General features: G+C 68.7%; 25 protein-coding genes. 10 read left to right on the top strand and 15 right to left on the bottom strand.

Going from position 1 to position 25,682, the window contains the following annotated elements:
* Positions 1-2: 2 nt before the first annotated feature.
* The 3 genes from ABZS29_RS31620 to zapE are packed head-to-tail and all read right to left on the bottom strand — an operon-like array spanning position 3 to position 2,516.
* Positions 3-869, bottom strand: coding sequence for a polyphosphate kinase 2 family protein (locus tag ABZS29_RS31620; RefSeq protein ID WP_355467473.1), 867 nt, complete (start codon positions 867-869; stop codon positions 3-5).
* Positions 870-883: 14 nt separating this feature from the next.
* Positions 884-1,486, bottom strand: coding sequence for a hypothetical protein (locus ABZS29_RS31615; protein ID WP_355467471.1), 603 nt, complete (start codon positions 1,484-1,486; stop codon positions 884-886).
* A 25-nt stretch (positions 1,487-1,511) separates the two neighbouring features.
* Positions 1,512-2,516 (bottom strand): cell division protein ZapE, encoded by a 1,005-nt coding sequence (zapE, locus tag ABZS29_RS31610; protein WP_355467470.1) that lies wholly within the window; start codon positions 2,514-2,516, stop codon positions 1,512-1,514.
* Between the two features lie 30 nt (positions 2,517-2,546).
* On the opposite strand from zapE, the gene ABZS29_RS31605 reads away from it, so the two are divergent.
* On the top strand, positions 2,547-3,494 hold the full coding sequence (locus ABZS29_RS31605) for an aldo/keto reductase (protein ID WP_355467468.1): 948 nt from the start codon (positions 2,547-2,549) through the stop codon (positions 3,492-3,494).
* Here ABZS29_RS31605 and ABZS29_RS31600 read toward each other — a convergent pair.
* Complete coding sequence (locus ABZS29_RS31600; RefSeq protein ID WP_355467466.1) at positions 3,415-3,951, bottom strand: hypothetical protein; 537 nt, start codon at positions 3,949-3,951, stop codon at positions 3,415-3,417. The two genes, ABZS29_RS31605 and ABZS29_RS31600, sit on opposite strands and share 80 nt — an antisense overlap.
* A 61-nt stretch (positions 3,952-4,012) precedes the next feature.
* Between ABZS29_RS31600 and ABZS29_RS31595 the strand changes: the two genes are divergently transcribed.
* A complete protein-coding gene (locus tag ABZS29_RS31595) occupies positions 4,013-4,987 on the top strand; it encodes a zinc-binding dehydrogenase (RefSeq protein WP_355467465.1) in 975 nt (324 codons plus the stop codon).
* Positions 4,988-5,085: 98 nt separating this feature from the next.
* Here ABZS29_RS31595 and ABZS29_RS31590 read toward each other — a convergent pair whose 3' ends face one another.
* On the bottom strand, positions 5,086-8,403 hold the full coding sequence (locus ABZS29_RS31590) for a M28 family peptidase (RefSeq protein WP_355467463.1): 3,318 nt from the start codon (positions 8,401-8,403) through the stop codon (positions 5,086-5,088).
* Positions 8,404-8,601: 198 nt separating this feature from the next.
* On the opposite strand from ABZS29_RS31590, the gene ABZS29_RS31585 reads away from it, so the two are divergent.
* Positions 8,602-9,579: a LysR family transcriptional regulator gene (locus ABZS29_RS31585; RefSeq protein WP_355467461.1), complete on the top strand. Its 978-nt coding sequence runs from the start codon at positions 8,602-8,604 to the stop codon at positions 9,577-9,579.
* Here the strand turns inward: ABZS29_RS31585 and ABZS29_RS31580 are convergent, their stop codons facing one another.
* Both ABZS29_RS31580 and ABZS29_RS31575 read right to left on the bottom strand, forming a co-directional pair.
* Positions 9,580-10,167 (bottom strand): DUF1707 and FHA domain-containing protein, encoded by a 588-nt coding sequence (locus ABZS29_RS31580; protein WP_355467459.1) that lies wholly within the window; start codon positions 10,165-10,167, stop codon positions 9,580-9,582.
* Between the two features lie 44 nt (positions 10,168-10,211).
* Entirely contained in the window at positions 10,212-10,916 is a 705-nt protein-coding gene (locus ABZS29_RS31575; protein WP_355467457.1) for a hypothetical protein, read from the bottom strand.
* An 87-nt stretch (positions 10,917-11,003) separates the two neighbouring features.
* Here ABZS29_RS31575 and ABZS29_RS31570 point away from each other — a divergent pair, with 87 nt between their 5' ends.
* A complete protein-coding gene (locus tag ABZS29_RS31570; RefSeq protein ID WP_355467455.1) occupies positions 11,004-12,080 on the top strand; it encodes an ATP-dependent DNA ligase in 1,077 nt (358 codons plus the stop codon).
* Positions 12,080-12,856, top strand: coding sequence for a polyprenyl diphosphate synthase (gene uppS / locus ABZS29_RS31565; RefSeq protein ID WP_355467453.1), 777 nt, complete (start codon positions 12,080-12,082; stop codon positions 12,854-12,856). Before ABZS29_RS31570 ends, uppS begins: the two co-directional genes overlap by 1 nt.
* On the opposite strand, the gene ABZS29_RS31560 is transcribed toward uppS, so the two are convergent.
* Genes ABZS29_RS31560 through ABZS29_RS31550 form a run of 3 tightly spaced genes read right to left on the bottom strand, consistent with a single transcriptional unit; the run spans position 12,853 to position 14,997 of the window.
* Positions 12,853-13,146 carry a DUF1330 domain-containing protein gene (locus ABZS29_RS31560; RefSeq protein ID WP_355467451.1) on the bottom strand — a complete coding sequence of 98 codons (294 nt, stop codon included), beginning with the start codon at positions 13,144-13,146 and terminating at the stop codon, positions 12,853-12,855. The two genes, uppS and ABZS29_RS31560, sit on opposite strands and share 4 nt — an antisense overlap.
* A 28-nt stretch (positions 13,147-13,174) precedes the next feature.
* On the bottom strand, positions 13,175-14,566 hold the full coding sequence (locus tag ABZS29_RS31555; protein ID WP_355467449.1) for an MFS transporter: 1,392 nt from the start codon (positions 14,564-14,566) through the stop codon (positions 13,175-13,177).
* Positions 14,563-14,997, bottom strand: a complete 435-nt coding sequence (locus ABZS29_RS31550; RefSeq protein ID WP_355467447.1) for a MarR family transcriptional regulator — start codon at positions 14,995-14,997, stop codon at positions 14,563-14,565. Before ABZS29_RS31550 ends, ABZS29_RS31555 begins: the two co-directional genes overlap by 4 nt.
* 132 nt (positions 14,998-15,129) lie before the next feature.
* Here ABZS29_RS31550 and ABZS29_RS31545 point away from each other — a divergent pair, with 132 nt between their 5' ends.
* Positions 15,130-15,633 (top strand): hypothetical protein, encoded by a 504-nt coding sequence (locus ABZS29_RS31545; RefSeq protein WP_355467445.1) that lies wholly within the window; start codon positions 15,130-15,132, stop codon positions 15,631-15,633.
* Here ABZS29_RS31545 and ABZS29_RS31540 read toward each other — a convergent pair whose 3' ends face one another.
* Positions 15,634-15,810 (bottom strand): hypothetical protein, encoded by a 177-nt coding sequence (locus ABZS29_RS31540; RefSeq protein ID WP_355467443.1) that lies wholly within the window; start codon positions 15,808-15,810, stop codon positions 15,634-15,636. It abuts the gene before it with no gap.
* A 24-nt stretch (positions 15,811-15,834) separates the two neighbouring features.
* Complete coding sequence (locus ABZS29_RS31535) at positions 15,835-17,712, bottom strand: ABC transporter ATP-binding protein (protein ID WP_355467532.1); 1,878 nt, start codon at positions 17,710-17,712, stop codon at positions 15,835-15,837.
* 146 nt (positions 17,713-17,858) lie between these two features.
* Here ABZS29_RS31535 and ABZS29_RS31530 point away from each other — a divergent pair, with 146 nt between their 5' ends.
* From ABZS29_RS31530 to ABZS29_RS31520, 3 genes are read left to right on the top strand one after another with little or no spacing between them, the layout of a single operon-like run.
* The gene (locus ABZS29_RS31530) at positions 17,859-18,290 is read left to right on the top strand and encodes an SRPBCC domain-containing protein (RefSeq protein WP_355467441.1); all 432 of its coding nucleotides are present in this window, start codon (positions 17,859-17,861) and stop codon (positions 18,288-18,290) included.
* On the top strand, positions 18,290-18,640 hold the full coding sequence (locus ABZS29_RS31525) for a metalloregulator ArsR/SmtB family transcription factor (RefSeq protein WP_355467439.1): 351 nt from the start codon (positions 18,290-18,292) through the stop codon (positions 18,638-18,640). Before ABZS29_RS31530 ends, ABZS29_RS31525 begins: the two co-directional genes overlap by 1 nt.
* 3 nt (positions 18,641-18,643) lie before the next feature.
* A complete protein-coding gene (locus tag ABZS29_RS31520; protein WP_355467437.1) occupies positions 18,644-19,084 on the top strand; it encodes an SRPBCC domain-containing protein in 441 nt (146 codons plus the stop codon).
* Here ABZS29_RS31520 and ABZS29_RS31515 read toward each other — a convergent pair whose 3' ends face one another.
* A complete protein-coding gene (locus ABZS29_RS31515; RefSeq protein ID WP_355467436.1) occupies positions 19,085-19,855 on the bottom strand; it encodes an enoyl-CoA hydratase/isomerase family protein in 771 nt (256 codons plus the stop codon). It abuts the gene before it with no gap.
* Positions 19,856-19,879: 24 nt separating this feature from the next.
* Positions 19,880-21,478 (bottom strand): ABC-F family ATP-binding cassette domain-containing protein, encoded by a 1,599-nt coding sequence (locus tag ABZS29_RS31510; protein ID WP_355467434.1) that lies wholly within the window; start codon positions 21,476-21,478, stop codon positions 19,880-19,882.
* 97 nt (positions 21,479-21,575) lie between these two features.
* Between ABZS29_RS31510 and ABZS29_RS31505 the strand changes: the two genes are divergently transcribed.
* Positions 21,576-22,475, top strand: coding sequence for a neutral zinc metallopeptidase (locus ABZS29_RS31505; RefSeq protein WP_355467433.1), 900 nt, complete (start codon positions 21,576-21,578; stop codon positions 22,473-22,475).
* 188 nt (positions 22,476-22,663) lie between these two features.
* On the opposite strand, the gene ABZS29_RS31500 is transcribed toward ABZS29_RS31505, so the two are convergent.
* Entirely contained in the window at positions 22,664-25,663 is a 3,000-nt protein-coding gene (locus ABZS29_RS31500) for a BTAD domain-containing putative transcriptional regulator (RefSeq protein ID WP_355467431.1), read from the bottom strand.
* Between the last annotated feature and the right edge of the window lie 19 nt (positions 25,664-25,682).

Raw genomic sequence — 25,682 nt, 5'->3', positions numbered from 1 at the left:
CCTCAGGTCGCGGCGAGGCGCTTCTTCTCGCCGGCGACGTCGAAGTCGGCGGTCGGCCACTGCGGGTCGAGCGACTTCAGGGTCTCCAGCAGGAGGGTGGTGACCGCCCAGTTGCGATACCACTTGCGGTCACTGGGGATCACGAACCATGGGGCCTGCGGGCCGTTGCAGCGCTCGATCGCGGCGTGGTAGGCGTCCATGTAGTCCGGCCAGAGCTGGCGCTCGTCGACGTCGCCGGGGTTGTACTTCCAGTGCTTGGTGGGGTTGTCGAGGCGCTCCTCCAGGCGGATCTTCTGCTCCTCCGGTGAGATGTGCAGGTAGCACTTCAGCACCGTCACACCGCTCTCGGCGAGCTCTGCCTCGAAGTCGTTGATCTGGTCGTACCGCTTGTCCCAGACATTCGGTGCGACCAGGTTGCGGACGCGCGCGATCAGCACGTCCTCGTAGTGCGAGCGGTCGAAGATTCCGATCATGCCGGGGCCGGGCGTGGCTTGCCGGATCCGCCAGAGGAACCCGCGGCGCTTCTCGGCCGGCGTCGGCGCCTTGAAGGACGTGATCTTCAGGCCCTGCGGGTCCATCAGGCCGGCGCCGTGGCGGATCACGCCACCCTTACCGGAGGTGTCCATCCCCTGCAGCACCAGCAGCACGCTGCGCTGGCCGCCCTTGCGGCCTTCGGCGAACAGCCGTTCCTGCCAGTCGGAGACCTCGGCGCCGAGCGTTTCCAGCGCGGCCTTGCCTTCGTCCTTGGTGCCGGCGAACCCGGTCGTCGCGCCCGGATCGTAGGTGGTCAGATCCACCGGGCCGACTGGGACGCGCAACTGTTCGAGCAGCCCCCCGGCCGCTGCCTTCGCCTTCTTCTGCTTCGCCATCTGCCTATCCTGCCCTATCGAGCGACCGGCATCACGGAGGAGCGACGGCGCCGCCACAGCACGACCTCGATCACCACGATCGCGACCAGGCAGACCACGACGGCACCGGCACCCCAGAACATCCCGCCGAGCAGCGCGAGGCAGTCGCCGCTGTCCTCGGGCGAGCACATGGTCTTGTCGTAGTACGCCGTACCGACGCGGACCGCGAGGTAGCCGACCAGAGTCGTACCGCACACATAGGCGACGATCCGCGACGGCCAGCCGGCGCGCAGCCGCACCGACAACGCGGTACCGATCAGGATCACCGCCAGCACGAGCAACAGGAACTCGAAGGCGGCGAGCTCGAACTCGTCGCGTGCCCAGACGAACCTGAAGCCGGCGCTGGCAATCCCGATCACGATCAGCAGCACGCTCAACGCGGCCAGCTCGGCCCCTAGCCAGATACGGGCCTTCGGCAACGGCCAGGCGACGGCCGGCGCTGCGATCCCGAGCACGGCCGCGAGATAGCCCAGCGGCAGGTTCCATTGCTCGGAGCCGAAACCCGAGGCGTCGTCGAACTGGACGAAACCACCGACGGCGAGCAGCACGAGACCGATCACGAGGAGCGCGGAACCCACTAACCCACGGTTCTTCACCATGTGCTCAGCGTGACAGGGCGATCAATCGAGACAAAGCCCGGAGGTACTTCTTCCGGTAGCCGCCCTTGAGCATGGCCGGCGAGAACAACTGATCCAGCGGCACGCCGCTCGCGAGCAACGGCAGATCGCGGTCGTACATCCGGTCCGCCAGGACCACCATCCGCAACGCGACGTTCTCGTCGTCGAGCGGCCGGATGTCGGTGATCGCGACCGCCTCGATGCCGTCGAGCAGAGCGCCGTACCGGCTGGGGTGGAGCTCGGCCAAGTGATGGTGCAGGTCGACGAAGTGGTCGCACGACGCCGCTGGACGCTCGGCCGCGGCCTGCTCGACACGCTCGTCGGTCCACGGCTCGGGCGCTTCCGGCAGGCCGCGATGACGGTAGTCGGGCCCGTCGATCCGCCGTACGTCGAAGTTGGCGGCGAGCGCCTGGATCTCGCGGAGGAAGTCGACCGCCTGGAAGCGGCCCTCCCCCAGTTTGTCGGGCAACGTATTCGAGGTCGCGGCGAGCTGGACGCCGGCCGCGACGAGTTGACCGAGGAGACGGCTGATCAGCATCGTGTCGCCGGGATCGTCGAGCTCGAACTCGTCGATACAGATCAACCGGTACGACGACAACGCCTCGACCGCTGCTCGCAGTCCGAGCGCGCCGACGAGGTTGGTGAGCTCGACGAACGTGCAGTACATCTTCGGCCCGGCCGCTTCGTGCCACAGCGAAGCGAGCAGGTGCGTCTTGCCGACACCGAACCCACCGTCGAGATAGATGCCAGGCTTGCCCGGGTCCGGCGTACGGCCGCGCAGCCTCGACCACAGGGTCGGCGCTTGCCGTGGCTTGGCCAGCAACTCGGCGCGCTCGGTCAGCACACCCAGCGCTTCGGCCTGGGACGGCTCCGCCGGATTCGGCCGGTACGTCGCGAACCGCGCATCCGCGAACCGTGGCGGCGGGACGCACTCGGAGAGCAGCCGATCCGAGCTGACCTCCGGCCACCGCTCGCTCAGCCGAATCACCATGCAGCCAACCCTAGTCGTAGGCTCGTCGGCATGGACCTACGACCACTGGGCAGCACCGGACTGACCGTCTCCCCCGTCTGCGCCGGCGGCAGCGGGCTGGGCAGTATGCCCGCCGTCTTCGGGTACGACGTACCGGCCGAGCAGGCGATCGAGGTCGTCCTCCGGATCTTCGACAGCCCGATCAGCTGGATCGACACCTCGAACGGCTACAGCGACGGCGAGAGCGAGCGCCGGATCGGCGCCGCCATCCGCCAGTACGGCGGCCTCCCCGACGGCTTCCTGGTCGCGACCAAGGTCGACGCCGACGGCGCGGACTACTCTGGCGCGCGGGTCCGCGCGAGCGTTGCCGAGAGCAAGGAACGTCTCGGCCTCGACGACCTGCCGCTGGTCTACCTGCACGACCCCGAGTTCCACGACTTCGACTCCATGCGCGAAGCGGTCGACACGCTCATGCAGCTGCGCGCCGACGGCGAAATCGGTCACGTCGGCCTGGCCGGTGGCAACCCGACCGAGCTCGCCCGCTACCTGGATCTCGGCGGGTTCGAGGTGCTGCTGGTCCACAACCGTTGGAGCCTCGTCGACCACTCCGCCGAAGTGTTGATCCAGAGGGCGCTCAAGGATGATGTCGCCGTGGTCAACGCCGCGATCTACGGCGGCGGCATCCTCGCCAACCCGCAGGCCAGCACCAAGTACGGCTACCGCGAAGCCCCCGCCGCCGTACTCGACGCAGTCACCAAGATGGACGCCGCCTGCCGCGAGTACGGCGTCGACCTCGCCACCGCCGCGCTACGCCACTCGGTCGACAACCCCGCCATCACCGGCACAGTCGTCGGCATCACCAAACCAGCCCGCGTCGACGCCCTGCTGACCGCGCTGGCCGTCGACTTGCCCGAGGCCCTTACCACCCAACTCGACGCCCTCCTTCCGAACTCGCAGTACTGGCTCGACCCCAGTCCCTCGCGCACGATGCCCGCCTGAAGTGCCAGATCGCGGAGTCCGCGAGGTCCGCTCGCTGCATGACCTCGCGGCCCTCGCGGCGGCGCTCCGGATGTGAGCTCCACGCCCAGCGCAGCGGATGCGTCCGGTCGCGCCACGCGCCGAAGCCACCGGGGCGGTGCGCACCCACCGTTCGGCGAAGGACTTCGACGGCGAATGTGCGTCGCAGGACTCGCCACATCACGAACCACCTGGGGTAGTCGAGGACGATGACAGTGTCGGCCGCCGCGTAGATGAGGTCGTCCTCGTAATAGGGCGCGCCGTCCAGGATCCAGGCCGGCTGGTCGGCCAGCCCGACGAGTGCCTGGCGATACTCGGGCGACCCCATGACGCCAAGGGCGTCCCGCTCTGTCAGCGGCAAGCCGGTCCGGGCCGCCAGTTCACGACACAGTGTTGACTTGCCACTGCCGGCACAACCGATGACCACAACACGCTGCACGGTGACCAGTCTGTCAGCAATGATTGACCTCAAGCTTGGTTGAGGTCATAGCTTGCTCGGCATGAAGAGTATTCAGCTGCATGCGTTCGGACCGCCGGAGAATCTGCGCTACGAAGAGGCGCCCGATCCGGTGCCGGGATCCGGGATGGTGCTGATTCAGGTGGAGGCGGCCGGGGTCCATCTGCTCGACACGTTCCTGCGGGCCGGCGACGTGTCAGGCACAGCTTTCGCCAAACCGGAGTTGCCGACTATCCCCGGGCGCGAGGTCGCTGGGATCGTGCGTGAGGTCGGGCCTGACGTCGACGAGAGTTGGGTTGGCAAGCGGGTCGTCGTGCATCTCGGGATGGTGCCGGGCGGGTACGCCGAGCTCGCGGTGGCCAAGGTGGAGTCGCTGTACGAGTTGCCGGACCACGTCGACGGCGTACAGGCGGTGGCGGCGATCGGGACCGGGCGGACCACCGCGGGGATCCTGGCGGAGGCGGCTCTGACCGCGGAGGACGTCGTACTGGTGACTGCGGCCGCGGGTGGGATCGGCAACTACATCGTCCAGGCGGCGCGCAATGTCGGCGCCACGGTGATCGGGCTCGCCGGTGGACCGGACAAGGTTCAGCTCGTGCGTGACCTCGGCGCGCAGTACGCCGTCGACTATCGCGATCCGGACTGGGCGAGCGCTCTCCGGAAGGATCTCGGCGGCGAGCGTCCGGTCACAGTGTTGCTCGACGGGGTGGCCGGGCCGAACGGACTGCAGGCGCTGGACCTGGTCGCGGATGGCGGACGGGTCCTCACGTTCGGGTGGTCGGGTGGTGAACCGCTGCCGGTGGACTCCCCTGATCTGTCCACCCGCCGCGTCTCGGTGACCGCGCCGCTCGGTGACATCCGCAGCCGGCTCCGGGAATTCGAGGGTGCGGCCCTCGACGAAGTCGTCGAGGGCCGCTGGAGAACGCTCTCGACCACGTTCCCGCTCTCCGAGGCACCCTCCGCTCACCGGGCCCTCGAAGAACGGCGAACCGTGGGCAAGGTCGTTCTCCTGCCGTAATCCGCACACACCGGAGCCTTCTCCCACCTCATCAGGAGAAGGCCCGGTGCGGGGACGGGCCGCGGAAGACCTGGTGGGTTCCGCCGCGGCCCCGCTTGTTAATAGATGGTGTAGCTGAAGGTCGCCTTGCCGGTGGCGCCGCTGGAGTCCTTCCCGGTAGCGGTCACGGAGTAGTTGCCACGGGTCGTCGGCATCCCGGAGATCGAGCCCGAGGAGCTGATCGTCAGGCCGGGCGGCAGACCGGTGGCGGTGAACGTCACCGGCAGGCCGGCGCTCGAGGTGGCCCGCAACTGCAGCGGGAAGCTCGACCAGCCGACGAATCCGAACTGGCTGCCCGGGTTCTCCACGGTCACGGTGCCGGTCTGCGTCCCGGTCACCGTCAGCCGGTACGTCGACTGGTGGCTGACCGCGCCGGTGCCCTTGACCACGACGTCGTACGAGCCGGCCGCCGTTGACGCCGACGCGGCGATCGTCAGCGTCGACGACGAGCCCGACGTCACGCTGGTCGGCGAGAACGTCGCGGTCACTCCGCTCGGCAGCCCGCTGGCGGCCAGTTGCACCGACTGCGCGTCACCGCTCGTGGTGGCCGTCTTCACGGTCGTCTGCACCGAGTTGCCCGGGGCAACCGATCCGTTGGCCGGGTCGAGGCTCAGGCTGAAGTCGTTCCCGGCCGGCGGCTGATCGCCGACGGCCAGCTTCCACAGCCCGTACGCCGTCGCGTCGGCGCTGCGGTCGAGCACCGTCGTGGCGATGTTCGACGGGTACTTGTCACACGCCGAGTGGTAGCAGGAATCGTAGGCCGAGCCAGCGGTGCCGCCCCACTTCTGTGCCTGCGCGCTCGTCTTGCGGGCACTTGCCCCGGCGGCGACACCGCTGGTCGGGATCCCGGCATTCTTGAAGGACGCGTCGTCCGAACGTCCCGCACCTTCGGTGTTCTCCTCCGGCGCCAGGTTCAGCCCGTCGTAGAACGCCTTGAGCACCTTGCCGGTGTCCGAGGTGATGTTGTTGATGAAGTACCCGGCGTTGGTCGAGGCGACCATGTCGAAGTTCAGGTAGGCCTTGATCTTCGACTTGTCGGTCGACGACAGCTGGCCGACGTAGAACTCCGAGCCGTTCAGGCCCTGCTCCTCATCGGTCCACCACGCGAACCGCACGTGCTTGGCCAGGGTCGGCTTCTGCTGTGCCAGCGCCAGCGCCACCTCGAGGATCGTGGCCGATCCCGAACCGTTGTCGTTGCTGCCCGGACCGGCGCTCACGCTGTCCAGGTGCGCACCCAGCATGACGACCTGGTTCGCGTCCCCACCCGGGAAGTCGGCGATCAGGTTGTCCGACGGGTACTGGCAGTTCGTGCAGCGCTGCTTGGCCACCGTGTAGCCGGCGTCGCGCAGCTTGCCTTCGATGTAGCTGACCGACGCGGTGTGGCCCGCGCTACCGGCCCGGCGGTTACCGCCGTTGTTGTCCGCTGCCGTCTGGAGCGCCTGCAGGTGCGCCTTCACCTTCTCGACATCGATGTTCGGTACGTCGGCGGGCGGGGTGGAACCGCCGACGGTCAACCGGTACGTCGCGGTCCGGTCGACGTTCGCGCCGTCACCGGTGATCCGCACGTCGTACGCGCCTTCCGGCGTACTCGAGGTGGTGGTGATCTTCAGCGTCGACGAGTTGCCGGACTGGATCGAAGCGGGGTCGAACGACGCGGTGGCGCCGGACGGCAGCCCGCTGGCGGTCAGCTGGATCGACTGGGCCGAACCGCTGCCGATCACGGTGTTGATCGTCGCGGAAGCGCTCTCGCCGGGCTTCACCGTGCCGCTCGCGGGCGAGACCGACATCGTGAAGTCGTTGCCGGTCGGGGCGCAGGTCGCCTCACCGGACTGGGCCGGGACCGAGACGGCGTCCCAGGCGGCCTTGACCTTCCCGTGCCAGGCGCAGCTGCTGTCCAGGTTCTTCGCGGCGGTCAGGGTCACCGAGCGCCACTTGCCGTAGGACATCCCGGAGGTCTTCGACAGCATCGCGTTGTAGACGATCTTGCCGGCGTCCTTGATCCCGATCCCGGTCAGCGTGGTGTTGTTGCAGGTCGGGCTGTCCGGCTTGCCGTTGCCGGGGTTGGTGCCCTCGGCAAGCAAGTAGAACCAGTGGTTCATCGGACCGGCCGAGGCGTGGATCTCGTTCGGCAGGCTGCTGGAGTTGCAGTCGGGGTGGCCGGAGACGTTGGACGGTTTGTACATGACCCGGATCGGGCCGTTGCCGGTCAGGTCGATCTTCTCGCCGACCTCGTAGTCGGGGGCGTCGTTGGGGTTGTTCAGGTACGCCTCGGTGAGCGCTCCCCAGATGTCCGCGACGGCCTCCTGTGAGGGATAGCCCGAGATGCCGCCGGGCGTGTTCGCGTCCAGCCCGTGGCCGTACTCGTGGGCCACCACGTCGGTCGCGGTGATCCACTCGCGGGCGTTGTTGTAGCCGAAGACGACACCGTCGGGGTTGTACTGCGAACCCCAGTAGGCGTTCACGTCGCCGAGACCGACGAGCGCGTCGGCCCACTTGCCCTGGTTGTCCAGGCCGTTGCGCCCGTACCAGTTCTTCAGCAGATCCCACTCGCCGGCGGCGATGTTCATGACATCGACGCATCCGGCTTCGCGGTCGGTCTTCGACGTGCTGCCCCAGGTGTCGTCCGGTCCGGAGTACGTCGTGCCGTTGGACTGGTTGCCGCACCGCAGGGACGGGCGGGCCGGGTCGGTCATCGTGTACGTCGAGCCGGACTGCGTCGTACCGATGGTCAGGTTCGAGCCGTTCCAGATACCGGTACCGGTGCCGGCCGCGCTCTCCTCGATCGCGTGGACGACCTTGCCGGTGTGGGCGTCGACGTACACCTTCTGGCGGGTCGCCGTACCGTGGTCGTGGCCCTGGACGCGGGCCTCCCAGGCGAGCACCGGCTTGGCGCCACCGGCGTACACGACCAGCGTCGGCTCACCAGGCGTCGCGTCGGCCTTCTGGATCGTCTTCCGCGCCGCCTTCTGGGCGGCCGCCTTCGTCACCGTGGGGGTGCGGTCGACGCCGATGGGCTGCTTCTGGGCGACCGTGATGCCCTTCGCGTTCCCGGCGGCGTCGGTGGTGACGACGAAGTCGCCGCCGATCACGGCCAGGTCCTGGTACGTGCGCTGGTAGGCGACGTACTGCAGACCCCACGGCGTGCTGATCTCCTGCTGACGGATGAACCGGTCCCCGGAACCGGCCTTCAGCTCGGCGGCCCGGCCGCCGACCAGGCGGTCGGCGGTGCGGATCGCGGCCGCCCGGGGATCGGGCTTCGGTGCGGCGCTCGCGTCGGCGTCGGCCGACGGGAGCTTGGTGGTGACCACGGCGGTGGCCAGGAGCGCGAGACTGAGCACGCCTCCGACCGTCGCCGTACGCAGGGCAGTGCGTTTCACTGGGACACGTCCTCACTGGATGGGGGCGGAGCATCCGCCACCGGCCGCTGGGGCTGCAGTCCGGGCCGGCCGGTGGCGGATGCAGAGGAGACCGGAACCGGCAGGGCAGGCAGGTGAACGTCCGATGTCCTCTGTCCGTTGAGATTGACACCTGCACGTGATGGCTGTGATATCCCAGCAGGGCATAACCTCGCCGCTATGGAGCTCGAACTTCGCCATCTGCGCGTGGTCTGCCGCCTTGCGGACACCGGCAGCGTCTCCAAGGCCGCCGCCGCACTGGGCGTCTCACAGCCGTCACTGACCGCCCAGCTGCACCGGATCGAGGAGGCGGTCGGCGGATCGCTGTTCGAGCGCGCGTCGACCGGCGTCGTACCGACTCCGCTGGGCAAGCACGTGCTGAGCCGGTCGCGGGCGATGCTCGCGGACATGGACGAGCTGATCGGATCGAGCCGGCGTTATACCTCCGGCTCGGGCACGCTGCGGCTGGGTTCGTCGCGCACGGTCATGTTCGGTGCCTGGCTGGCGCGGCTCGAGGGAGTGCTCGCCGACCGGGAGATCGCGACCCAGGTCGACTCGTCGAGCGCCGTACTGACCGATCTGCTGGCCGCCGACGTACTGGACATCGCGATGATCGGCCGCGCCGAGGACGCCTATGCGCCGCAGTGCCCGCCCGGCATCCGCGAGCAGACGATGGTCTTCCCCGAACCGTTCGGGATCGCGCTCCCCGCCGACCACCACCTGGCCGCCGCCGACGAGGTGAAACTCGCCGACCTGGCCGACGACATCTGGATCTGCCCGCCGGCCGGCAAGGAAGACGGCGAGCTCGCCTACCTGCGCGAGGTCTGCGAGGACGCCGGCTTCACCCCGCAGTTCCGGTACGGGAACCTCGACACGACCGAGATCGAGCAGCTGATCGGCGCCGGCCGCGGTATCTGCCTCTGCGCGCCGACCGTCCGCGAGCTCCCTCGGACAATCGTGAAGCCGCTGGCCGGCCAGCCCTTCTCGTGGCGCCGTACGCTGCGGTGGCGCGTCGACAACGTGCCCCAGGAAACCGTCAACACAATCCACCGCGCCTTCGTCGAGACCTACCGCGAAACCATCGCCGAAAACTCGTTGGCCCGCCCCTGGTGGAGCGCACACCCCGAGTCGCATCCCACCGTCATCGATCCGGACTGACTACTCGGGTTCGTCCGACCAGGTGAGCGTGAACGGCACGGCGCCGAAACTGAGCCGGTCACCGGGGCGAACGCGAACCGGCGTCGTGATGCGGCGGCCGTTGTGCTCGGTGCCGTTCATCGAGCCGAGGTCGCGGACCATCCAGCCGTCGCCGACATGCCGCAGTTCGGCGTGAAAGCGCGAAACCGAGATGTCGCCCAACCGAAGCGTCGCGCCCGGCCCCCGACCGATCCGGACGGTCGGCGACCCAGCCGGCGGCAGCGCAAGATTCGTCACCGGTACGGCGGGGCGCTCGCGCCGGGCCAGCGGAATCCCGAACACGTCCTCGAGCCGCCGCCACACGTCGACCCGCGCCAGCCGGGTGCGCGTCGTGCGCATCCAGCCGGCGATCCGCGGTTCGGGCCGCGGCAGGTCAGTCAGAACCGAGTCGAGCTCCCCGCGACTCTGCGCGCCCAGCACGAAGTTCATCCGCCGGATGAACGTGTCGTGCGACAACCGCCCCGAACCCGCACCCTCCCGCAGCACGGCGAGCGCCCGATCGCGCTCTGCGTCGGACGGACGCGCGTTCACCAGCGGAAGCGGACCCATAACGGAAATTGTCGACGCCGACCGGCTCACTGTCCACAGAAGCCCTACTTGTACTGCACCCGATCGGCCGCGTGGGCGTCACCTTGGCTCAGTCCGATGTTCGAAACGCCAACCACCAACTGGTGCCCGGTGACGTCGTTCCGATAGGTCACGTACGTCGACCCGCCGCCCGCGTCGGCCGCGATCCGGCGCCAGGCCGAACCACCGGTCGGGGAAATCTTCGTCAACGCCTTCGTGACGTCCGGCGTGGCGTAGTACGCCATCCACTTCGTGTCACCGCGGCCCCAGGCACGGATCAGGTTGTCCGACCAGTCCACCGCGCCCCACGCCTTCGGCTCTTTCAGGAACTTCGCACTCGTCGCTGCATGCCAGCCTCCGCTTCCCCGCAGGCCGACGTTCTGTACGCCGATCGTCAGATCTCCGCCGCGCGCGTCATCGTGGTATGTCACGTAGATCGTTCCGGCTGCACCTTCCGCGCCGGTACGACGCCAGTGGATGCCACCGGGGTTCGCCTGCGCCGTGAGCGCCCGGGCGGTCGCCGTACTGGCGTAGCAGGACGTGGCCGTCTGCTCGCCGCTGCCCCACGCCCGCACGAGCCGGTCGGCGTACGTCACCGCGTCGACCTTCGCCACAGACTTCCCGCAGGCTGGCGCGGCCGTCGCCGGCGCGGCACCGCCGAGCACGAACGGCACGGTCACAGCGAGTGCGGCCGCCGTACCAAGGAGCTTCTTCTGACCGTTGATGCGCATGATCAACCTCCCGAGTTGGTCAACATCTGTTCACCCGGTAGGACGCGGTTCATCGCTCCAGAGTTGAGGCTGGGTGAGAATGGCCATATGGACCTGCCTGTGATGCCGCCGGTGAAGCCGATGCTCGCGAAGCCCGTGAAGGGGATCCCGCACGGGGACCTGAGCTACGAGCCCAAGTGGGACGGATTCCGCTCGATCATCTTCCGCGACGGTGACGAGGTCGAGATCGGCAGCCGCAACGAGAAGCCGATGACGCGGTACTTCCCCGAGCTCGTCGAGGCGATCAAGGCGAACCTGCCGGAGCGCTGCGCGATCGACGGCGAGATCGTGGTGATCGGCGAGTCCGGCGATCGTCTCGACTTCGAGGCGTTGCAGCAGCGGATCCATCCGGCCGCGAGCCGGGTGAACATGTTGTCGGAGAAGACGCCGGCGCGGTTCGTCGCCTTCGACCTGCTGGCACTGGGCGACGAGGACTTCACCGAGCGCCCGTTCAGCGAACGCCGTACGGCGCTGCTGTCCGCGCTCGCCGACGTCAAGGAGCCGATCCACATCACGCCGGCCACGACCAACCACGAGACCGCCGGGCAGTGGTTCGAGCAGTTCGAGGGCGCGGGCCTGGACGGGCTGATCGCGAAGCCGCTCGACGGGCTGTACCTGCCGGACAAGCGGACGATGTTCAAGGTGAAGCCGGAGCGTACGGCGGACTGCGTGGTCGCTGGCTACCGCCTGCACAAGAGCGGCCCCGACCGGATCGGCTCGCTGCTGCTCGGCCTCTACAACTCCGACGGCACGCTGGCCAGCGTCGGCGTCATCGGCGCGTTCCCGCTCGAACGGCGCAAGGAACTCTTCGTCGAGATGCAGGAACTCGTCACCACCTTCGACGACCACCCGTGGGCCTGGGCCAAGCAGGAGGACGGCGTCCGTACGCCGCGCAATGCCGAAGGCAGCCGCTGGCAGGCCGGCAAGGACCTCTCGTTCACGCCCCTGCGCCCCGAACGCGTCGTCGAGGTCCGCTACGACCACATGGAAGGCATCCGCTTCCGGCACACGGCCCAGTTCGTGCGCTGGCGCCCGGACCGTACGCCGGAGTCTTGCACCTACGAGCAGCTCGAAGAGCCGGTGAAGTTCGACCTGGCCGACGTACTGACGAGTGCGACCAGCTGATGAACCCGCTGTACCGGCTGTACACCCGCCGACTGCGTCGCCAACTCGTTGGCCTCCCCCGCCCACGCCACATCGCCATCGTGATGGACGGCAACCGCCGCTGGGCCCGCCGAGCCGGCCTGGACGACGTACGCCTCGGTCACCGCTTCGGAGCCCAGCACCTGGAGCAGTTCCTCGGCTGGTGCGCCGCCGCCGACGTCCGCTGCGTCACCGCCTGGGTAGCCTCGGCCGACAACATCCGCCGCCGCGACTCCGCGGAGGTCGACTACCTGATGCAACTGGCCGAGACGGTCCTGGCCGACCACGTACGCCGAGACCACCGCTGGCGACTCCACATCGCCGGCCAACTCGACCTGCTCCCCGACTCCACGGCCCGCGCGCTGAAAGAAGCCGTCGAAGCCACCCGAGACCGAACCAACGCCGGCGACCTCACCATCGCCATCGGCTACAGCGGCCGGCTGGAGGTCATCGACGCGATCCGCGGCGTACTCGACGAAGCCGCCGCCTCCGGCCGCTCCCTGACCGACGTAGCGACCACTCTCACCGAGGCCGACATCACCAGCCACCTCTACGTCCCCGACCTCCCCGACCCGGACCTGGTCATCCGCACCAGCGGCGAACTCCGCATGTCCGACTTCCTGCTCTGGCAAGCCACCCGCTCCGACATCCACTTCAGCGACCACTACTGGCCCGCCTTCCGCGAGGTGGACCTCCTCCGGGCCCTGCGAACCTACGCCCGCCGCAAAGCGGTTGCTGCAAGCAACAATCTCGGTTAGTCGACGCCTTCGACGATCCGGAAGTCGCGCTCGACAGCGTCCGCGAGAGCGTCCAGGGCCTTCTGGTACGCCGCGCTCTCGCGCGCCGCGACGGCCTGCTCGAAGCTGTCGAACTCGACCAGGATGGTGCGTTCGGCGAGTCCGGCGTCGTAGGCAACGACCTGACCGCCGCGGATCAGCGTCCGGCCACCGAAGGCCTGGACGGCCGCCCGGGCGAGCTCGTTGTAGGCGGCAAGTTTCTCAGGGTCGGAAATGGTGCGGTAGACGCTGACCCAGTAGCCCTTGGGCATGGAACCTCCAGTGTTGGATGAAAGAAGCTTAAGAGCGTCGGCGGGCCAGCACGAGGCTCGCCAGCGTCGTGATCGTCACAGCGCCGATACCGACCAGCGCCGCGGTGGTGTACGCACTGTCGTCGGGGAGGAGATGGCCGGAGCCGGTGCCCGCGGCAAGGATCAGACCGCCGATCGCGCTGCCCAGCGAGAACCCGACGCTGCGGACGACGTAGTTGAAGCTCATCGCGCTCGACGTCTCGCTCTTGGGAGTGACGGCCAGGATGACACCGGGCATTGCAGCCGAGAACCCGCCGACGCCGAAGCCGAGCACGCCCATCGCCAAGAACAGTTCGGCGAGGTTCGACCGGGCAACCGCGAACAAAGCGAACCCACCGCCGACCACAACCGCACTGCCGGCCAGGAGCAGCGGGTCGGCGACTCGCGTCCGGAACCGTGGTGTGAGCTTGCCGGCAACGAATCCCAGCACCGAGAACGGGACAAGGATCAGCCCGGCGACGAAGGTCGTCAGTCCGAAGCCGTACCCGGCGCCGTCCGGCGTCTGTGCGTACCGGGTGATGAGCGTGAGCAGCAGGTACATGCCGATCCCGCCGACGAACATCGTGAGGTTCGCCCCGGCGACCGCCGGGTGCCGCATCGCCCGTACGTCGACCAGGGGCGCGGTACTGCGAAGCTCCAAAACTACCCAGGCGGAGAGCAGCACCACCGCAACGACGGCGAGGCCCCCAGCCACGGCGAGGTGCCGGCTCCAGAGATTGCGTTCACCGGCGAGGAACAGCACCAGGAGCAGCGCACCGGCGAGGACGACCGCGCCGGGCACGTCCACGTGGGCGGAGCGGCCTTCGGGAGCTTCGGGTATGGAGCGCGACGCGGTCAGCAGGGCAACGGCGGTGACCAGCAGACCGAAACCGTAGGCGGCCCGCACGCCGCCCAACTCGGTGAGGAGCCCGGCGAGCGGATAACCAACGCCGATCCCGATGATCGAGACCACCGAGATCGTGGCGACGGTGGCCGCGCTGCGCGCCTCGGAGAGATGGTCGCGGGCCACGCCCATCATCAGCGCGGTCAGACCGAGCCCGACGCCTTGGGCGGTCCTGCCGACGAGCAGCCACGCGAACGGCAGCGGCAAAACGGTCAGCGCGCTACCGGCGACGACAACCGCCAGCGTGGCAAGGATCGTGGCTCGCCGATGCGGGCCCGCTCCGAGGCGGCCGAGGACTGGCGTGGCGACAGCGCCGCTCAGCAAGGCGATGGTCAGCGTCCACTGCGCGCTACCGAGCGAGACGCCGTACGACGTTGCCACGCTGGTGATGAGCGGCGCACCAAGGCTGGCGACTGCCGCTACGACCAGAGCGATGAACATCAGGGAAGGGACCAGCAGCCGCGGCTCGGTCTGGTCCGGCAAAGCGCCCCGGGTCACTGGTCCTGACTTTCCAGCTCCGCCAGATGCTGCAGTGCCGGCAGGGCCGCCGCGAGCGCCTCGATCTCGTCGGCGGTGAGCTCGCCGATCAGCCGCTCGAACGCCTGGACGCCCGCCTCGCGCCGCGCCCGAACATAGGCGGTGCCGGCCTCGGTCAGGCAGACCAGCGTGACCCGCTTGTCGGACGCGTCGCCCCACCGCTCGACCAGGCCGGACTCCTCCAGCACCCGGACCAGCGCTGTCATCGCGGGCTGGGTGACAGCCTGGACTGCGGCCAGATCGGTGATGCGCCGCGGACCCGTCAGGTCCAGGGTGGCCAGGGTGGCGGCGGACGTCAGGCTCATCTCCCGGGGCAGGCGCCGGACGGCTCTGAGGGTCAAGCCGTAGAGGGCGGCCCCGATAGCAGCAGGATCGGTGTCTTCACGACTCATGGCCAGAGCATAACAGCTTTATATAAACTCTTTATGGACATGCCGACCGACGCGTCGGGCGGGATGGTGGCATGCGGGACCGAGTAGGGGCAGTATGGGTGCATACCGACTGGTAGGACCCGGAGGTGCACGATGTACGACGTCGTACTGCTCGTGGAACAGGAACTCTCGGAGCCGGACGCCAAGCGTGTGGTCGCGTTGCACGAGGACATGCCTGAGCAGGTGAGGTACCACGTGCTCGTGCCGTGTCACAACGCGGAGGCCGGGGTGGAGGCGTCGATCAGCGCACTGGGGACCGCGGATCTGTACGGGCCGGGGCTGGCAACGCAGCGGCAGGATCTGGCCGAGGCGCAGAAGGCGATCGACAGCGAGGCCAAGGGGTGCAGCGGGCGGAGTGTGCAGCGGCTGCGCGAGCTCGGGAAGGCGGCCGAGGGCGGCATCTCGCACGAGCGGCCGATCGATGCGTTGATCGCGACCGTGGACGCCACGAAGGGCCAAGAGGTGGTCATCCTGACGCGGCCGCACGTCGTCGCGGAGTTCTTCCAGCTGGACTGGACCAACTCGGCCCGGCGGCATCTCAAAGTGCCGGTGCTCCATCTGCTGGAGCAGTCGACGGAGAAGGAGCCGGCCTCGTAGTCAATGCCGGAGCATGGCCGCGTAGGTGATCCCCGCGGCCAGTGCTCCGATCAGCAGTGACAGGGACGTCCGCAGCACCCGGTCGCCGATCTTGCCGTAGTGCTCGCCGTCTTCGGAGTGGTAGGCAACCTTGTAACCCGCGTAGCCCGCGAGCAGGACCAGCGCCAGCTTGATCACGCGGTTGCCTCCCCTCCGGACGCGTCAGGTCAACGGTAGCGCGGTCTCCGCGAACTGGGTGTGGTACAGCTCGGCGTACTCGCCGTTGCGCGCGAGCAGCTGCTCGTGCGTACCGCGTTCGACGATGTTGCCGTGGTCAACGACCAGGATCAGGTCGGCGTTGCGAACCGTCGACAACCGGTGCGCGATCACCAGCGACGTACGGCCTTCGAGCGCGGTATCAAGCGCTCGCTGGACATGCACCTCGGACTCCGAGTCAAGGTGCGCTGTCGCCTCGTCCAGTACGACGATCTGCGGGGCCTTGAGCAACAACCGGGCGATCGCCAGTCGTTGCCGCTCGCCACCGGACAAGCGGTGACCGCGGTCGCCGACGACCGTGTCGAGGCCGTCCGGCAGCGACTCGACCAGGTCCCACACCTGCGCCGCGCGCAGCGCCTCGATCATCTCGTCGTCGGTCGCGTCGGGCTTGGCGTAGCTGAGGTTCGCGCGGATCGTGTCGTGGAACATGTGCGCGTCCTGCGTGACGTAGCCGATCCGGTCGTGCAGCGACTCCAGCGTCACTTCCCGGACGTCGGTTCCGCCGATCCGGACGGCTCCCCCGCTGACGTCGTACAGGCGGGCGACCAGGTTCGTGATCGTGGTCTTGCCGGCACCGGACGGGCCGACCAGCGCGACCATCTGACCGGGCTGGACGACGAAGTTCACGTCCTCGAGGACTTGCGCCGAGACGCGCTTGTCGAGGACGGCGACCGATTCGAGGCTGGCGAGTGAGACCTGCTCGGCGGTCGGGTACGCGAAGGTGACGTGGTCGAACTCGACACTGGCCGCATCCTTCGGCAGATCTCGAGCGTCCGGAGCGTTGCGGATCATCGGCTCCAGGTCGAGCACCTCGAAGACGCGCTCGAAGGAGACCAGCGCCGTCATCACGTCGACGCGGACGTTGGACAAGGCGGTCAGCGGGCCATAGAGCCGGCCGAGCAGCGCCACGAGAGCGAGCAGTGTCCCAACGGTTAGCGTCTGGCGGACGGCCAGGTTGCCGCCCACGCCGTACACGAGGGCTGTTGCGAGCGCCGCAACCAGAGTCAGCGCAGTGAAAAATACCCGGCCGAGCATTGCGATCCTGATGCCGAGGTCACGCACCTGGCCGGCGCGCTGGCCGAACTCCCGGTTCTCGATCGACGGCTGCCCGAACAGGGTCACCAGCAGCGCGCCGCCGACGCTGAACCGCTCGGTCATCGACGTCGACATCGCGGCATTGAGGTTCATCTGCTCGCGGGTCATCGAGGCCAGCCGGCGGCCGAGGATGCGAGCCGGGATCAGAAACACCGGCAACAGCAGGATCGCGACCAGAGTCAGCTGCCAGCTCAGCACGAGCATCGCGCCGACCACGAGGATCAGGCTGATCACGTTGGAGACGACACCGGAGAGCGTCGAGGTGAAGGCTTGCTGCGCACCGATCACGTCGTTGTTGAGGCGCGAGACCAGGGCTCCGGTCTGCGTCCGGGTGAAGAAGGCGACCGGCATCCGCTGCACATGCGCGAACACCTTGGTGCGCAGGTCGAAGATCAGTCCCTCACCGATCCGCGCCGAGAACCAGCGCTGCATCAGACCGAGCACCGCCTCGACCAGGGCCAGCCCGGCGACGACCAGCGCGAGCGCGGTCACCAGACCGCCGTTCCCCTTGATGATGCCGTCGTCAACGATCTTCTTGAACAGCAGCGGCGATGCGATCACCAGCACCGCCGACACGATCACGAGCAGCAGGAAGAGCGTGATCTGCCACCTGTACGGCTTCGCGAACGCGGCGATCCGCCGCAACGTCCCTTTGGCCAGCTTCTGGTCCTTCACCGACGAGTCCATCCGGCGCCACATGCCGCCGCCCATCGGCATCCCGCCACCCATGCCCGACATCCGGACTCCTTCCAGTCTCCCCACAGCAACACCGCGGATCGCGTCGATCTTCCGACCTGCAACTGAAGGTTGCACATCGCCGCCGGTTCCCCTAAGGTTATGTGCAACAAAAGGTTGCGAAAGAAACGGTGGAACCGATGACGCGAAGTATTACCCGTGAGCTGCGGATCGACGCCTCGCCCGAGGTCGTCTACGCAGTGATCAGTACGCCGGAGCACCTGCGCGAGTGGTGGCCGGACGACGCCGATGTGAAGGCCACGCCGGGCGCGATCGGCACGGTCACGTTCGACACGGACAAGGCCGTACCGCTGACCGTGGTCGAGGCCGACCCGCCGCGGCGGTTCTCGTTCCGCTGGGCGCACCCGGTGGACGAGCCGGCCACGGCGGCGAACTCGCTGCTCGCGACCTTCGACCTGATCCCGGACGGCGAGGGCACGCTGCTGAAGTTCGCCGAGACCGGGTTCGACGAGGCCGCGCGCTCCGACGACGAGTTCAAGGACCACACCAGCGGCTGGGACTACTTCCTGCCCCGGCTGACGCCGTACGCCGCGCGGGTGGCCGGCGCGTAATGAGCGTCGACAACGAGCTCTGGTCCGCGATCGGCGATCCGACCCGGCGGGAGATGCTCGACCTCCTGCTGGCCTCCGGCGGCGGTACGGCGACCTCGCTCAGCGACCGGTTGCCGGTCACCCGGCAGGCGGTCGCCAAACATCTCGGCGTCCTCGAGCGGATCGGCCTCGTGCACGCCACGACGGCCGGCCGCGAGCGGGTCTACACCGTCGACGAGGACCAGCTCGCCCGCGCGATCACGCAACTCTCGACCGTCCGCGACGCCTGGGACGGCCGCCTGCAACGCATCAAGCGGATGGCGGAAGCCCTCCAGAAAGCATCCAGTCAGCAAACCCGAAAGAGGACTTAGATCATGGTGGACATCCTGCACAGAGTCGGCGCGGTGGGTTCGGTCGACGACATCTACAAGACCCTCAGCACCGTCGACGGCCTGGCCGCGTGGTGGACCGAGGACACGACCGGCGACAGCGCGGTCGGCGGCGTACTGAAGTTCCGCTTCCCCGAAGGCGGGTTCGACATGTTGGTGCTCGAGAGCGAGCCCGGCAAGGTGGTCCGCTGGGAGGTCGTCGGCGGGCCCGACGAGTGGATCGGCACGACCGTCCGGTTCGACCTCCACCAGGAGGACGAGTTCGCGATCATCATGTTCGGGCACGAGGGCTGGCGCGAGCAGGTGCCGTTCATGGCGCACTGCAGCACGAAGTGGGCGACGTTCCTGATGAGCCTGAAGCAGCTCGTCGAGACCGGCGCCGGCGACCCGGCACCGAACGACGTACGGGTCAGCAACTGGCACTGATTACCCGAAGGCGGCCAGGAGCTCCTTCAAACGACGCTCCTGCGCTGCGCCCTCGGCCTTGAGCTGCTCGGCGTACGGGCGATCGGCGGCACCGAGCAGCAGCGCCTTCGTCTCGCGGACAGCGCCCGCGAGCGGCGTCAGGACGGCGTCGGTCAGGTCCTTCACCGTCCCCGCCAGCTCCTCGGCCGGTACGACGATGTTCGCCAGACCGATCTCCTTCGCCTCGGCCGCCTCGACCCAGCGAGTGGTCGCACAAATCTCGAGGGCCCTCGAGTAGCCGACGAGCTGCACCAACGGCTGCGTACCGCCGAGGTCGGGAACCAGCCCGAGCGCCGGCTCACGCATGCTGAACCGGGCATCCGGCGTGACGACCCGCAGGTCGCAGGCGAGCGCGAGCTGGAAGCCGGCGCCGACCGCGTGGCCCTGAACCGCCGCGATGCTGATGATGTTCGGGTTCCGCAGCCACGAGAAGCCGGCCTGGAACTCGGCGACGATCTCGTAGACCTCTTCGGTCGGCTTCGCCCCGAGGCTGAGCAGCGGCTCCTCACCCTGGTCGTTCTCCCCCATGATCAGCCGCCGATCCAGGCCCGCCGAGAACGACTGGCCCTCCCCCGACAGCACGACCACGCGGACCTCGTCCGGCAGCGACCGGCCGAACTCGGCCAGCGCGCGCCACATCGCCGGGGTCTGCGCGTTGCGCACCTCCGGCCGGTCCAGTACGACGCGCGCCACCGGGCCATCCACCGAGAACCGCAGTCCGAGATCAGTCATGCGGCGTACATTACTGCAGAGTAATCAGGCGAGCGAGACCAGATCGGCGTAGTCGTTGGTCCAGAGGTCCTCGACACCGTCGGGCAGCAGCAGGACCCGCTCCGGCTCGAGCGCCTGGACCGCGCCCTCGTCGTGGGTGACCAGCACGATCGCGCCCTGGTACGAGCGGATCGCGTTCAGCACCTCTTCGCGCGAAGCCGGGTCCAGGTTGTTGGTCGGCTCGTCGAGAAGCAGGACGTTGGCCGCCGAGACGACCAGCGTGGCCAGCGCCAGCCGGGTCTTCTCGCCACCCGACAGCACACTGGCCGGCTTGTCGGCGTCGTCCCCGGAGAACAGGAACGCGCCCAGCACGCTGCGCGCCTGGGTCTCGTTGAGATCCGGGGCGGCGGACTTCATGTTCTCGATGACCGTCCGGTTGACGTCCAGGGTCTCGTGCTCCTGGGCGTAGTACCCGAGCTTGAGGCCGTGGCCGTCGATGACCTCGCCGGTGTCCGACTTCTCGATCCCGGACAGCACCCGCAGCAGCGTGGTCTTGCCGGCGCCGTTCAGCCCCAGGACGACGACGCGCGAACCGCGGTCGATCGCCAGGTCGACGTCGGTGAAGATCTCCAGCGAGCCGTACGACTTCGAGAGCTCCTTCGCCATCAGCGGCGTCTTGCCGCACGGCGCCGGAGTGGGGAACGAGATCTTCGCGACGCGGTCGGTACGGCGCTCGTCCTCGAGCCCCGACATCAGCTGCTCGGCGCGCTTCAGCATCTGCTGGGCCGCCGTCGCCTTGGTCGCCTTGGCGCGCATCTTGTTCGCCTGGTCGACCAGCTGGGTCGCCTTCTTCTCCGCGTTCGCCCGCTCCCGCTTGCGCCGGCGCTCGTCCTGCTCGCGCTGCATCAGGTACGTCTTCCAGCCGACGTTGTACACGTCGATCTCGGCCCGGTTCGCGTCCAGGTGGAAGACGCGGGTGACGGTCTCCTCGAGCAGGTTCACGTCGTGGCTGATCATGATCACGCCGCCGGCGTACGACTTGAGGAAGTCGCGCAGCCACACGATCGAGTCGGCGTCGAGGTGGTTGGTCGGCTCGTCGAGCAGCAGCGTCTCCGCCTGCGCGAACAGGATCCGCGCCAGCTCGACCCGCCGCCGCTGACCACCCGACAACGTGCCCAGCGGCTGGCCGAGCACGCGATCCGGGAGGCCCAGGTTCGCCGCGATCCGCGCGGCCTCCGACTCAGCGGCGTACCCGCCGGCGGCGTGCAGCTCCGCCTCGGCCCGCTCGTAGCGCCGCATGCCCTTCGCCCGGACCTTGTCGTCCGCGCTGGCCATCGACTTCTCCGCGCTGCGCATCCGGCGTACGACCTCGTCGAGGCCGCGGGCGGACAGGATCCGGTCCCGCGCCAGGACGTCGAGGTCCCCCGTGCGCGGGTCCTGCGGGAGATAGCCGATCTCGCCGGACTTCGTCACCGATCCGCTGGCCGGCAGCCCCTCACCGGCCAGGATCTTGGTCAACGTCGTCTTGCCGGCGCCGTTGCGCCCGACCAGCCCGACCTTGTCCCCCGGACCGACCCGGAACGACGCCGGGGACAACAGTTGGCGAGCGCCGACACGCACCTCGAGATTGGAAGCAGTGATCATGGAGTTGCAGGCGTCCTCAGGGGTCGGAACAGTTGGGTCGGCGGCGCGGAGTCACGACACGGCAACAACCCTCGCTCTGAGGTCTAGTCTAGTCTGTGTGAAATTCAATCCGGACGCGGATCTCGATACCGGCGGTATCGAGGACACCCGCGGCAGTGGCGGCGGACGCAGCGGTGGGCTACCGGGCGGGGCGATCCCGGTCGGCGGCGGGATCGGCGGCATCATCCTGCTGGTGATCATCGTCCTGCTGAACGGCGGCATCCCCGGCCTGGGCAGCGGCGGCTCGGACGAGCCTACGAGCCAGAACACAGGCCCCGGCAGCCTGAGCGCCTGCAAGAACGTGAACACGAATAAGGATTGCCGGTTCGTGGCCGACCAGAACTCCATCGAGGGTTTCTGGGCGACCGAGCTCCCCCGCCGCGGCAAGAAGTACGTCCCGGCCCCCATGCGCGTCTTCGACGGCCAGGTCAGCACCGGCTGCGGCGCGGCCACCAGCGCGGTCGGCCCGTTCTACTGCCCGCCTGACAAACGTGTCTACCTCGAGCTCGGCTTCTTCGAGACCCTGGAGACCGACCTGGGCGCCAAGGGCGGCGACTTCGCCGAGGCCTACGTGATCGCCCACGAGTACGGGCACCACATCCAGAACCTCTACGGCATCCTCGACCGGATCAAGACCCGCTCCGGCCCCACCTCGGACTCGGTCCGCTCCGAGCTCCAGGCCGACTGCCTGGCCGGCATCTGGACCAACCACGCCACCACCGTCCCGGCCAAGAACGGCAAGCCCTACATCCTCGATCTCACCGACGACGACATCGCCCGCGGCCTCGACGCCGCCGCCTCCGTCGGCGACGACCGCATCCAGTCCAAGACCCAGGGCCAGGTCAACCCCGAGTCCTTCAGCCACGGCACCGCCGAACAGCGCATGCGCTGGTTCAAGACCGGCCTCGACTCCGGCGACATGACCGCCTGCGACACCTGGTCCGCCGCCACGCTGTAAGCGCGACGCCCCGCCGTACCGCCGTCGACCGACAACAGCGACGGATATCCGCTCTTGGTGCCCGTTCTCCCCTCGTATACGGGGGTGAGAACGGGGCCTGGGGACGGATATCCGTTCGTGTTGTTGCGGGGGATGGCGAAACCCCCTTGCCTGGGTGGCAGGCGAAGGGGGTCTCGGGTGGTGCTGGGTCAGGCGACTTGGGCTGGGCGGTGGTAGCCGGGGAGGAGCTCGTCGACTAGGGCGTCGGTTTCGGGCTCGGGGCCTCGGGGGCCGCCGTGCTTGGCCAGGGCGGTGTAGAGCTGGGTGGCCACGTTGGTGACGTCCTGGGTGGTGCCGAAGTGGGCGGCCAGGCGCAGGGTTGCTCGCCAGAGGTCCTCGGAGGCCGGGGAGAAGCTGAGACCGGTCTGGAGGGCTGTGCGGGCGGTTTGGCCGTCGTTGTGGGTGAGGGAGGCTTCGGCGAGCTTGAGGGCCGCGTCCACCACGGATTCGACCATGCGGCGCTCGATGCCGGAGGCGGCGAGCCACGAGTAGCGGCCGGCGGGGATGTTCGCCCAGGCGGGGCCGTGGACGAGGCTGAGGGCTGTGGAGAGCGGTGCCCGGGGGTCCTCGATCATGGTGGCCTGCTTGGTGAGCGTGCGGAACACGTCCCAGTCGACGCGGACGATGCTGCGGTTCAGCATCCAGCGGCCGGACTCGTCGGCGTACATGGCGTCGTTGCCGACCCAGCGGCGGGTGTGCTCCAGCGCGGAGTCACGCAGTTCGTCGCTGATGCCGCGCGGCCAGATGGCTCCGGCCAGCACGTTCGGGTGGACGCCGTAGTCCTGGCTGGCCAGGAAGGCGACGATCTCGGTCGAGAGGGCGATCCGGCCGTCGTCGATCGGGCCGCGCGCGTCCACCTCGACCGGGCCGAGCAGGTCGACCTCGACCGGCGCCGGCAGGCTGAGGTCCTGGGTCGAGAACTCGTACGCCGGCATGTTCTGCTCCGTACGGCGCTTGTCCCGGGCATCCGAGTCGGCCGCGTCGAACAGGGCGACCAGCTCGGTGACCTGCTCCGGAGTGACGGTGTGGGCCTCGACCTCGAGACCGAGGAGGCGGCAAACGGCCTGGTTCTTCTCGTCGACGACGAAGCGCCACGGCGAGTTGATCACGTCGCCGACCACGACGACCGCGACCCCGCGCCGGGTGTCGGCGGCCAGCCGGTTCAGCTGGTCCTGCTCCTCCGGTGACGGCGGCGCGGAGACGAAGATGATCTCCGCACCCCACAGCGCCGCGTCCGGGTGCGCGGTCCGCGCCTCGGCGACCGAGGCGACCTTCCGCCGCTCGCAGGCCTGGACCTGAGCGTCGGTACGGCGGGTGACCTCGTCCAAAGCGGCGTCGAGCCGGACCCAGTAGCTGAGGCGGGCGGGAGCCAGCGACGACAGGTCGTCACCGAATCCGACCATGCTCACGTGCGCACCCTCGGACCACAGGTTCGTCGCGAGCTCGACCGCCAGCGAACCGACGACGTCACGCGAAGCCTCGGTGACACCACCGAAGCTGACGATGCCGTTCGCGGTGTCGAGGTCGACCAGCACGGTCGCGCCGTCGGCGTTCTGACCGATGGTGACCAGCGTCGGGTACGGCGCCGGCGCGGTGATCTCGCCGGTCGGGGCGTAGGCGCGGCGCAGCGTCCAGCGGGTGCCTTCGGCGATGGCCTGCCACGGGCCGGGAGGTGCGGACTGCGCCTCGTACGGGTCGAGGACCAGCGTGAGCGCGCTGTCGGTCACCAAAGCGGCGACGACCTTCGGCATCGGGCGCTGGGTCTTGGCCATGTCCGCGCCGAGCTGGCGCAGCGCGGCGTCCACGAACTGTGCGGTCGGGATGTCCGAGGCAAGCCGCAGACCGACCTCGGTCTGCCGGTGCCCGGCCGCCTTCGGGCCGGGGCCCTGTGCCCAGCCGCGGCGGCGCTTCAGCGCCAGCGCGAGACCGGCCGCGAGCAGCGTGCCACCGAAGCCGTAAATGCCGGCTTGCGTCAGGTCGAAGCCCTGGTCCGCCGCCACCGGAACAACCTCCGGCACGCGAGTGCCGCCGGCCGCCGGGTCGCCCGGCTGGGACTCCCCCGCCTTCGGGTCGTGCGCGGGGATCTCGGTGGACGGGTCGCCGGGCTTGATGTCCTTGGCGCCCGGGTCACCAGCGACGCCGCCGATCGTGACCGACGATCCGGACTCGATGCCCTGGTCGGCCCACCGGGTGCCGTGGCCGGGCTTGACCTCAGCGGAAGGCTTCGTGGCCGTCTTCGCGGGGGTCTGCACCTTGGGCGGTGTCTGGGTCGTGACCGGCTTGATCTCGTGCGACTTGCCGGGCTGCTCGATGTTGACCCGAACCGTGTGCACACCGGCGCCCTTGGCGTCGGCCGGCAGGCGCACCTGCCAGCCCGGCATGATCAGGTCCGGATTGGTGAGCCGGCGACCGTCCGGCTGCAGCTTGTTCTTGTTGAGGTCGTAGATCTCCTTGTACCGCCGGCCCTCGCCCAGGTACCGCTCGGCGATATCCCACAGGCAGTCGTAGTTCCGCCCCTGCGGAGGCTTGACCTCGGTGTACTTGACGACCTGACCCTTCTGGTCGTTGTTCGTCCGTACGCCGGTCGCCGTCTTGCCCTGCTGCACAGATCCGGACAGCACACTGCTCCGCTGCTCGGTCTGCCGGAACGACGAACCCGACTGGTGCTCACCGCCCTGCACGACCGACACCGACGTCGGAACCGTGCCAGGACTCGTGGTGACCGCACTCGCCACCGGCAAGCTCACGCTCGCGGCACCAGCGATCAGCACGACGGTCGAGATCAGGCGACGAGCCAGCGTCTGCGAACCGCCGCCGAGCGGAATGCGTGGCGACAACCCGTGCCCACGGATCTCGGCGATCGCCTCCACCAGCAGACAGACCACGAAGTGCGCCCACGCCACCCAGATGAAGAACGCGAAGATCCCCAGCACCGCACGGATGTCGAGCTCGTCGAACAGCACGTTCCACTTCGGCATCTGGTCCGGCCACGGCGTACCGAAGAAACGCAGCAGCACATACGGCACCCCGCCGACGATCGCCACGATCGCCAGCAGCGCCACGAACCCCTTCAGCCGATCCGCGCCCGAACTCGCCTGCCGCTGCTGCGGCAACCGCGCCGACCGCACCGGCTCACCGGTCTTCACCATGCTCGCTCCCTCGTCCCCA

The sequence above is a fragment of the Kribbella sp. NPDC005582 genome, from assembly GCF_040605415.1.
GTDB lineage: Bacteria > Actinomycetota > Actinomycetes > Propionibacteriales > Kribbellaceae > Kribbella.
This window is presented reverse-complemented; position numbering and strand designations above follow the sequence as displayed.